General features: G+C 57.1%; 7 protein-coding genes. 2 read left to right on the forward strand and 5 right to left on the reverse strand.

What is annotated here, in order from left to right:
* Positions 1-8: 8 nt before the first annotated feature.
* Positions 9-1634, reverse strand: coding sequence for an NAD+ synthase (locus tag CMG77_RS08245; protein WP_286904061.1), 1626 nt, complete (start codon positions 1632-1634; stop codon positions 9-11).
* A 127-nt stretch (positions 1635-1761) separates the two neighbouring features.
* On the opposite strand from CMG77_RS08245, the gene CMG77_RS08250 reads away from it, so the two are divergent.
* Both CMG77_RS08250 and CMG77_RS08255 read left to right on the forward strand, forming a co-directional pair.
* Positions 1762-3369, forward strand: a complete 1608-nt coding sequence (locus CMG77_RS08250) for a sensor histidine kinase (RefSeq protein ID WP_123639513.1) — start codon at positions 1762-1764, stop codon at positions 3367-3369.
* Positions 3370-3406: 37 nt separating this feature from the next.
* A complete protein-coding gene (locus tag CMG77_RS08255) occupies positions 3407-4783 on the forward strand; it encodes a sigma-54-dependent transcriptional regulator (protein ID WP_286875826.1) in 1377 nt (458 codons plus the stop codon).
* A 20-nt stretch (positions 4784-4803) separates the two neighbouring features.
* On the opposite strand, the gene CMG77_RS08260 is transcribed toward CMG77_RS08255, so the two are convergent.
* The 4 genes from CMG77_RS08260 to CMG77_RS08275 all read right to left on the reverse strand — a co-directional run.
* The gene (locus CMG77_RS08260) at positions 4804-5226 is read right to left on the reverse strand and encodes a type IV pilin protein (RefSeq protein WP_211331165.1); all 423 of its coding nucleotides are present in this window, start codon (positions 5224-5226) and stop codon (positions 4804-4806) included.
* A gap of 30 nt (positions 5227-5256) precedes the next feature.
* A complete protein-coding gene (locus CMG77_RS08265; RefSeq protein ID WP_502691799.1) occupies positions 5257-9561 on the reverse strand; it encodes a pilus assembly protein in 4305 nt (1434 codons plus the stop codon).
* Positions 9562-9573: 12 nt separating this feature from the next.
* Positions 9574-10146, reverse strand: coding sequence for a pilus assembly PilX family protein (locus tag CMG77_RS08270; RefSeq protein ID WP_286904065.1), 573 nt, complete (start codon positions 10144-10146; stop codon positions 9574-9576).
* 11 nt (positions 10147-10157) lie between these two features.
* Positions 10158-10587: PilW family protein (locus tag CMG77_RS08275; protein WP_286904067.1), on the reverse strand; the 430-nt coding region annotated here is incomplete at its 5' end.

Below are 10587 nucleotides of genomic sequence, written 5' to 3' on the forward strand. Positions count from 1 at the left end.
CAGTTTTCTTACTCTCCCAACTTCCATCCGGACGTAATAGGATAACGCCGATCGCGGCCGAAGCCACGCTGNGTGATGCGNACGCCAATCGGNGCNTGNCGGCGCTTGTATTCATTGATGTCCACCAGTCGGACCACGCGCTCGACATCNTCCCGCTCAAANCCCCGGGCAATNATNGCTTCCGCACTGCAATCCTGNTCCACATACAACGCCAGTATCTGATCCAGCACCTCGTAAGGCGGCAGGCTGTCCTCATCNTTCTGATCCGGCGCCAACTCGGCGGACGGTGGGCGGGTAATGACGGACGGGGGAATCACCTCGCCCTGTTCGTTGCGNTGCCTGGACAGCTCAAACACCAGGGTTTTGGGAACGTCTTTGAGCGCATCNAACCCGCCGGCCATATCGCCGTACAGGGTGGAGTAACCGACCGCNAGCTCACTTTTGTTGCCCGTGGTCAGCACCAGNTCNCCCCGNTTGTTGGACCAGGCCATCAGCAGGACGCCTCGACAGCGGGCCTGCAGGTTCTCCTCGGTGGTATCCCGTTTGGCCCCCTCGAANACGGGATCCAGGGTCGCCATAAAGGCCNCGTACATNGGCTCGATACTNAGNGAGTGNTAACGCACNCCCATGCGGCGGGCCTGTTCGGCGGCGTCGGTCTGNCTCAGTTCCGAGGTGTATCGAAACGGCATCATGATNGCCGTTACCCGCTCCGGACCCANNGCATCCACGGCGATGGCCAGCGTCAGGGCCGAGTCGATGCCGCCGGAAAGGCCCAGCACCACGCCTTTGAAACCATTCTTGTTCACATAATCCCGCGTACCCGTCACCAGCGCCTGATACACGGAGTCCAGGTCCTGCTGCTGGGGAGCCANCGCCTGATGGGCCATATGGACCGAGCCATCGTGCCAGTTGGCCTGCANCAGNTCCAGCGACTCCTGCCAGGCGGGCAGGCGCCGGCACAGGTCGCCCTGGGCGTTCACCGCNACCGAGCCGCCGTCNAANACCAGCTCGTCCTGGCCNCCCACCTGATTGACATAAACGATGGGCATATGCCCNTGCCGNGCNCGCTCGGCCAGCAACTGCTCCCGCTCACGCGGCTTGCCTTTGTGNAAGGGCGAGGCATTCAGATTCAGCATCAATTTGGCGCCNGCGTCCCGGGCCTGTTCCACCGGTCCGGGCTGCCAGATATCCTCACAGATGGTCAGNGCCGTCGGCACGCCCTTGAGNTCAAAGACACAGGCNCTNTCACCCGGCACAAAGTANCGCACCTCATCGAANACNTGGTAATTCGGCAGGCACTGTTTGGCGTACTCGCACACCAACTGCCCNCGAGCAACCACGCCGGCCATATTGAACACCCGGCCCGCCACCACCTTGGGGTACCCGAGCACCAGCACAATACCCAGGTCTGCCTGCTTGAGTTGGTCCAGAGCGCGATCNATCCGCAGCGCGAGNCTCGGNCGCAACAGCAGGTCCTCCGGCGGATAGCCCGACAGGGTCAGCTCCGGAAAGACGATGACATCCGCCCCCTGGGCCTCCGCCCGACGGGCCTGCTCCAGAATCCGCTCGGCATTGCCGGGGATATCCCCGACCAGCGGGTTGATCTGGGCCATTGCGATACTCAAACTTGACATAAAGGGGCCTGCATCCTGATAAACTGCGGGAAAACGACGCGTATTGTCCGCCAATTGCGGATTCGACGCAAAGCGATAATATCCGACCCCGATCGGTCAGACTCACAGCCAAGGTACTCTGTCCCCCATGCCCGTCAACGACAACCCTGTCATGGCCCGCGTATCCAGCTACAGCAATTACGACCTGCTGAGGGTATACACCTACTATCGCACGCTGCTGGGCAGCCTGTTGCTGTTGATGTTTCAGGGCAACATTGCGCCCAATATTCTCGGCAACGACCACCCGGACGTCTTTCTCTATACCTCAATCATCTATACCAGCATCAACATCATCACCCTGGGCCTGCTATGGCGGGTGAAGTTTCTGCCCTCCAATCAGCAGAGTTTTGTGCTTCTGGTTCTGGACGTGGCGGCCATTGCGCTGATGATGTATGCCAGTGGCGGCGCCTTGAGCGGCCTGGGTTACCTGCAGTTGGTGGTCGTGGCGGCTGGCGGCATGCTGCTGCCCGCGCAGTTGGCGATTCTGCTGGCGGCTCTGGCCAGCATCGCCGTGGTGGGCGAGAGCATCACCCGGCTGTGGTTGCTGTCGATCGACAACCGTACCCTGTTCTCCGCCGGCACCCTGGGCGCCCTGCTCTTCACCACGGCCCTCACCTTCCAATATCTGGCTCGGAAGATCCGCACCAGCAGTCAGGAGGCACTGGCCCAGGCCCGGCAGGCACAGCACCTGCAACGCCTGGCTCAGTTGATTGTGGAGCGCATGCGGACCGGCATCGTTGTTCTGGGGGGGAACCAGTCCGTTGAATTGATCAACCGCTCTGCCGCCGAGCTGCTGGGCGTGCGCGAAACACCCGGAACGCTCGATGACATTCCCCTGCTCAAAAATCAGTTTGATCAGTGGCAAACCGACAGTCGCACTTCATCGGTAGTGGCCACGGATCAGTCGTCCAATAACGAACTGAAAATCAACTTCGCGGCGCTGGATCCGAGCACCGCCTCAGAGACCCTGGTCTTTGTCGAAGACAACCGCCTGATTGCCCAGCAGGCTCAGCAGCTCAAGCTCGCTTCCCTGGGCCGATTGACCGCCAGCATCGCCCACGAGGTACGCAACCCCCTCGGCGCCATCAGCCACGCCAGCCAACTGCTCAGCGAATCGGATCAGCTCACCGGCGGCGACCAGCGCCTGCTTCAGATCATCGATAATCACAGCAAGCGTGTGAACCAGATCATCGAGAATGTTCTTCAGCTTTCGCGCCGCCGCAATGCGCGGCCCGAGCAGGTCATACTGAACGATTGGCTCCAGCACTTTACGGAAGAATTCCGCTCCGGCCAGCCCAATCCGTGCACACTTGAATTATCTCTTGATCGTGCTGACATTGGAGCCAAGTTTGACACGGGTCAGCTCCATCAGGTGCTGACCAACCTGTGCGACAATGGCTTGCGCTACAGTGAGGCCATTACGGGAGAGCGCCGGGTCAGGATTGAGGCGGGCATAGAAGCGCGTAACCAGCAGCCTTTCATCAGAGTCATTGACTGGGGGGAGGGTATTGATGAGGAGCGTCGCAGGCATATTTTCGAGCCGTTTTTTACTACGGAAAGCACCGGCTCGGGCCTCGGACTGTTCATCTGCAAGGAGCTTTGCGAAGCCAATCAGGCTTTAATACACTATGAACGCACGTCCGATGGACTCAGTGCATTCCACATTCAGTTGGCACACCCGGACCGGGCACTTTAATGGCCGACACCGACAGACTCTCTGACACAGGTTTTCTATGAGTAATCAACGCGTTCTGGTTATTGATGACGAGCCCGATATCCGCGAGCTGCTGAATATCACCCTCGGGCGGATGGGCATTGAGGCCGACTGCGTGGAAAACCTGACGTTGGCCAAGGAGCGCCTGGCACAGTCCCAGTACGACCTATGCCTGACAGACATGCGCCTACCTGACGGGAACGGTCTGGAGCTGGTGGAATTCATTCAGCAGGAATATCCCCGGTTGCCGGTCGCGGTGATTACGGCCCACGGCAGTATTGATACTGCCATTGAGTCCATGAAAGCCGGCGCCTTTGACTTTGTGTCCAAGCCCGTCGATCTGACTGCACTGCGCAAGCTGGTCAGCAGCGCGATCCAGTCCAGCCAACTGCCCCCCATGCCGCTGCCGGCCGAGTGTCCGATTATTGGCCAATCCAAAGCCATTCAGCATCTGATCGCCAGCATTCAGAAACTGGCCCGTTCCCAGGCGCCGGTGTATATTTCGGGCGAGTCCGGGGTGGGTAAAGAGCTGGTGGCCCGCTCCATCCATAAACTGGGGCCACGGGCCGCCGGTGAATTCGTGGCAGTAAACTGTGGTGCCATTCCCCGGGAGTTGATGGAGAGCGAGTTTTTCGGTCACAAGAAAGGCAGCTTCACCGGCGCTCACCAAGATAAGGCGGGCCTGTTTCAGGTTGCCGAAGGCGGCACACTGTTTTTGGACGAGGTCGCCGACCTGCCACTGGACATGCAGGTCAAGTTGCTGCGGGCGATTCAGGAAAAAGCGGTGCGCCCCGTCGGTGGGCAAAACGAAATCCGCACCGATGTACGTATTCTCTGTGCCACCCACAAGGCGCTGGATCAGGAAGTGCTGCAGGGCCGCTTCCGTCAGGACCTGTTTTATCGGCTTAATGTCATCCAGCTAAGGGTTCCACCACTGAGGGAGCGCAGGGAAGACATCGCCATGCTGGCCCGCCACATACTCGAACAGTTGGCCCGAGAGGTCAATTTCCCCACGCCGCAACTGAGCCAACCGGCCATGAAACAGCTCTGCGAGTATCATTTCCCCGGGAATGTCCGGGAGCTTGAAAACATTCTGGAACGAGCGTTTACGCTCTGTGAAAGCCAGGTCATCGACCCGGTTGATCTGCACCTGCCGGATAATACCGACCCGATGGGTAACGGCATGGAACCCGCCAATGACGGTGCAGGCAACCATGTAGCCCGATGCGCGGAGTACCCTTCTCTGGATCATTATCTTCAGGAAGTCGAAAAAGACATCCTGTGCAAGGCGCTTGAGCAGGCCAAGTGGAATAAAACCCAGGCGGCAAAAAACCTGGGCATCAGCTTCCGGTCATTGCGCTACCGGCTACAGAAACTGGGGCTGGACGACGACTGAGTCGCCGCCCGAGCTTCGGACTACCAGCAGGCCTCTGGTGTCCGGCGTCCCCGGTGGTCCAAAGACATTTCCGTGTCGCAGTCTTCATCAGCGGTTTGCGGTGCGCGAATCGCCGTGGCGCTCAACGTGTAGGTGGTCGCCGACTCGTCATCAATGGTAATCCGATACATCCCCTCCGGTGAATCGATCCGCGCATCGCCTGTCGTCAACTGCTGATACACCGCACAATTATCATTGTCGTAACTGGAAAAGGTCGTATAGCAGCGCTGTAGACGTTGCGCCGTATCGTTCAAGGTCGCTTGCGCATCCGAACGATTGCTGCGCATTACCTGATTCTGATACGAGCTATAGGCAATAGATGCCAGGATACCCAGGATGGCCACCACGATCATGATCTCAATCAGGGTAAAGCCCGCCTGGGATTGTCTGTGAAATAACGTCACTACTCGTTCCTCTTGTTATCGAATCTGGTGTTATCGAATCTGGCGCCAGGATTGACGGCCCAGCGCATCGGTNGGGATATCCACNTCTTCCTCCAGCAANCGCCCAATCTCGCCNTCNTGACCGTTTACGCCACCATCAGANGGGTTGAGAATNAGCTTNCCNGNACCCNGNCCCANGACACCGAAGGTGGGNTCACCCAANATCAGNGANTCGTATTCTTCAATACCNTCCANCAGGTTNTCACCGTAATANCGATCNCCGATGGCNACCAGNTCCATCANCCAACTGCGNCCNCCAAACTCACAGGCCACGCCAGAAGGAATCAGCGTTGGGAAGATCAGGCGATCGAACAGCAACAGCGGCTTACTGACGACCCGCTCGCCCAGGGCAGTATCGAAATCAATAAACCAGCCATTAACATCGGCGTCGGTCCAGTCAGGTTCATTCCGGTCTTGGCCGTCAATGGTTCTCGAATCGGTTTCCTGGATGATGTCCTTTTCATGCAAAATCGACGTCCGCCCATCCTGACCCGCATTGCTTGTGTAATCCAGCTCTGCTCCCAGGTCAGCGATGGCGTAAAAACTGTTCTGGGGTGTATCCGCTGTCGCCAGGTTATCACTATTTTCAAAGTATTTTCCCGTTCCAAAATACACCATGATAACCCCTTTGGAGTCCGTCACTGTGTGGCGTTTCAAGGAGTTGAAGCCCAACGTCGGTGCACTCGTGATTGGCTGGCGGTCACCATCGTCATCTTTTGCAACAAACAGGGGATTGCCCGAGAGTCCTACATCCCAGCGATCGGGACGAGTATCACTCAGATCGAATCTCCAGAGGTTACCCTGCAGATCTCCCGCATAGGCGGTATTGATTTCTCCGTAGGCATTACCCAGCAACGCCACACCAGAAAGGCCTGTTCCCGCTTCCGTATCAATGACCCGACTCTGGGTGGTCGGATTCTCCAGATCAACGATAAACAGTTGCGATGTGCCAGCATCATACCCATTACCGAACACAACCGCCCAGCGACCATTGGCCATGCGAGCGATCTGGGGCTGACTGAGTATGTAGCCCATATTACCCAGAGCGGAGAGGTCGCTGGGTGCCAACTCAAACATCAACTCCGGGAAGTCAGGGTCGGTCACGTCCAGCGCAAAGATACCCTTACCCCCGGCGCCGAAAGTGCCAACGACCACGCTTTTCCACTCACCACCCACGTAAGCATCACCCACCGCCAACGGGCCGTCCACCGTGTACTCATGGGCAACGTCCTCTCGACCATAATTGGGGCTCGCAATTGTCGCCAGTTTGGAATAAACACCATTCGGCACGTAGGCGAAGCGTTCCTGCAGAGCGCTATTCCCCTCGGCATAGAAGGCGTGAAGCATACCGTCATTGGCTCCGACAAACAGCGTGGGAGTTTCACTCCGCTTATCCTCAACGTGAGCCGCGTACGTATCACCGCCCAGCTCCGCCGGCAGCAGNCCGTAGCCAAAATCGCGGCCGCCAAGATACACCGGACTGGAATTGACGATATCGCCCAGAAGTTTCTCGCGCTCTCTCAATCCACCCGTGCCCTCTTTACTCCGATCACCTTTTACCCAGTTCAGGCGATCTTGCCCAAGCGTTTCGGTGTCACCCGCAATCAGGTGGTTGCGCTGAGTATCCGACAGGTTCTCCCAGGTGAAATCAACCATGGCATTTCCGGTGCCGCCGTCGTTGTAGGTATAGACGGTACGCCCTGCACTGGTGCTGGGCATACCACTGTTGGTGGACGCATAGACGGTCGATGAAATGGCACCATTCGCACCGATTTCAAAAGACCGGATCTCGCCAGACCAGTTCTCACTATTGAAGAGAGCCTGATAGACGAAAGAACCTTCGGTGAGTCGGGTCGAGTTGGTCGCGACCGAGGAGGCCGCGCCGATACCGGCCGCAATCCTGCCAAAGGTTTCCCTGAGTGCGCGTTGCAACTCTCGCGGGTCAGTCGCGAAGAAGTAATTTTCATTGGCCGACGCCGCAATATCACTCTCATCTTCATCCGAATAACCGCCCCACTTGGCGGCAAAATAAAGCGGCTGCTCCAGAGGTTGCGCCGAGGAGGAACCCACCACAAAAACGCTGGAAGTTTCGTCGTCAGACTCATCACACCCATTATTATCGTCACATGCGCTGATGGTAGTGACGCCGGAGGTTGATCTGAACCCGTTAATNCCGGAGTGCACATGGAAACCATCGTTCGTGGTACCGCCTATCACGTAACCAAAGCCCATGACGTTTGGTGTCGATTCAGCCACAACATCGGTGGTAACGGTAACATTGGTCGAGGTGACAGTGTATTCAATAATTCCCCACATATCCTGGTCGTAATCACCTCCCTGCTCGCTGTCTTCCCAGTTGACGTACAGCTTGCCGGTGCTGGTCGCATCAGTGCTTGTCTGCTCGACCACTTTAAAATCAACAATGGCACAGTTTGCGTCGGGGCTGGTCGTTGTGTTGCGGCAGGCGGGCTGGATTGAGACGGTCCGTTCACTGCCCGGCACGGGGACTGCAACCTGGGGAACGGCAGGGGCCAGGGCAACGCCGTAAGTTTTGACCTGGCTGCGGCGATCGTTTGACAATCCGTTTATCTGCAAGCCTTCGGAGCGGGCATAGTAAGCGAGACCCGCAATCTGGTAGCTCCCCTGAAGACGCGGAGCGTCCGGGCAGGTACCTTTAACATTGGCCAGACCACTGACAGTTTTGGCCGTACAGAGCTGGTTGTTGTCTCCAGCGCCTTCACCGCCAACCTCACCGACAAAGTACTGATTGCCGTGGATATTTTCAGCCGCGCCAACAGCGTTGGTAAAGGAGTCAAGCGTGCTTTCTCCCGCACCGAGGTCTGAGAAGCCCGTCAACTGATCGCCATCGTAAGAGCTGGTCGAGGCGTTAAACTGAATGACGTTCACCGGCGCACAGTAGTTATCACCATTCACCGGTGCCGCCCAACTGGCTTTATTCAGCCCGTCAATACGTCCACTGTCAGAGACGTCAAATGCGTCAGTGGCACTCTGCCCGGCCAGATAACGCAGAGACTCCAGATACAGCTCTGATTGTGGATTGCCCCAGTTGGAACAGTCACCATCAGAAAAGGACGCCTCCTCCCACTCACAGTCGTCACTGCCCGTAGTGCCGAAATAGGTTCCATTATCAAACCGGTAGCCGTAGATCCGAAGCCGGTCAAGAGTGTTGATAATACCGTCATAGTTATCGAGGTCAGCGGGGGTTACAAAAGTCCCATCTTCATTTATTTCGTCTTCCATGGAACCCACGTTCTTACGCAGTGTTCCCCCCGACTTGTTGGCCGAGTAGGAGCCGGTCATCAGACCGAAATTAATCGATCCATCTTCACCAAACTCCTGCAACAACCCCGTAGGTTTCAGGGAGTCGCCGTAAGCGACACAGCCATTGGCGTTGTCGTCAGGCACAAAGTTCTCTTTACAGACTTCGACACGAACACGGTAATCCGCATTCAGGTCACTATCGTCATCTCCTTTGGTCGGGCTGCTGGAGTGTGCATAGATTCCTGATACGGTCGAGTCATTGTCGTTGGTTCCCTGCCCCCAACGGCACTGCCAGCGTTCATTGCTGGCCCAGAGGGAATAGTTTCCCTCTGCAACGCGCATCAATGGAGCAGAGTCAACATTCTGGGACAGTACATCCCGGTCACTCGGATCAGTGGTATTACAGATAGTGATGCCCGAGTCTTCATTCGTCGCTTCCTCGGTAGTAGCCGGGCTTAACGGTGTCAGCCGCGATACATCGTCGCCGTTATAGTACTTGGCAAATGAGTGAGCATCGTTCGGAAGAAAAGCCCGCTCCAACACCGTCTGCGTGGCCGAATCGGTGCTGCGCTTGCCCCCGTAAAGGATTTTACGCACGGCATCCATCCGGGTCATGGTCGCCCAGTTCAGGAAGTTACCGCTCCACTCGCCCGTGGAGCCGTCATTACAGTAACGGTCAGCGTTGACGTTATTGACGGGTTCAAAGCGGCTGTTGGTGTATTCATAACACAAGCCACTATCGAAGTAACCGTAGTAGTCGTAATCGTGTTTATAGGTGGTATCCGGCTCCCCGTCCCCATCAATATCGCTGTAATCGTCGTACAACTTGAAGAACAGCTGATGGTCATTGGACATATTCAGCATGGCCACCGGTCGGACTGGTTGGGTCATAAACAGGGGCGACTGGGCCGGCTCAGCAGCCAGGGCCGTATGGGTGGTAGCGACCGAGAGAAAACTGAACCCTAACGCCCAGGCACCTCGGTATAGCACGGAACTCATCATTCGTTGTTTCATGACGCTACCCTGTTAATTCTTGCGATAAGTTGACTGAAGCACGGCCTGTGATTCACCCGAGCCACTGAGGCCCCGGCTGGTGACCCGAAAGAATTCCATCTGCAGGTCATTGGTATTCTGTAAACTCTGCTGGTCGATGGCGCCACCGGTAGACTGGGATGCGTTGAACGACAGCACCATCAGCTCTTCCACGACGTACCAGGGCTGATTGGCATCGCCGATATTCTCCAGCCCCATATCAACCTGCACGGCATTGGCTTCCCACTGCTCATCGGTCCATTGATGCACCGGGGGCAATGCCAGACCCGGCTGNTTCAGATCAGGCTCCAGACCGGGCGTTGCGCCGGAAAAGTCCAGCCCATCGACGTTGTTGTCCTCTACCAGCGCCTCACCCACCCGNAGGCTGGCCTCGGCGGCCTGAAAGGCCAGATTGCGCTCACGCATGTTACCGGCCATGGTCTCCTGCAAGCCGGTACTGCGAATGGCGGCCAGCCCCACGATGGTCATCAGTAGCACCATGATCAGCCCAACGATCAGCACGGCGCCACGTTGTTTTGAAGCCATTGTCACTGCATTGACGTTCATAGGTTTACCTCTTAATCCAGGCGTCCGCGGATGCCAATGGTGGTGCTGAACACCTGACGCATCCGCCGATCATCAATCCGGGCATCATCGATGGTTTCACCCCCAAAGAAATAGGGCTGGGGATCCGGCAATACATTTGGCTGCAAGCTTTGCATCAGCAGCTCGAGCCTGATTGACAGGACGTTTTCCCAATCCAAACCAGCGTCATATTCCCGATAATCGTTGGGGATACCGTCACCACTGGAGTCCAGACCGTAGAGCACTCGCATATTCTCGACCCCTTCAATCAATTCCGCCCGGTCACCATCCTGATCCCGCCAGAGGCTCATGGTCCCGGGCGCGCCGAAACCGCTTTCTGCAATGTAATAGGTCAGGGTGCTCATCCGCAGAATCTCGGCACCGGCGCCAAACTGTTGCCCACCCAACTGGGAGTCGAGGTTT

The organism is Marinimicrobium sp. (genome assembly GCF_002695945.1).
In the GTDB taxonomy this organism is placed as follows: Bacteria; Pseudomonadota; Gammaproteobacteria; order Pseudomonadales; family Cellvibrionaceae; genus Marinimicrobium; species Marinimicrobium koreense.

Excerpts from the sequence above, each read along its gene's own strand:
- CMG77_RS08255 (WP_286875826.1), top strand. The coding sequence starts at position 3,407 with ATGAGTAATCAACGCGTTCTGGTTATTGATGACGAGCCCGATATCCGC.
- CMG77_RS08250 (WP_123639513.1), top strand. The coding sequence starts at position 1,762 with ATGCCCGTCAACGACAACCCTGTCATGGCCCGCGTATCCAGCTACAGC.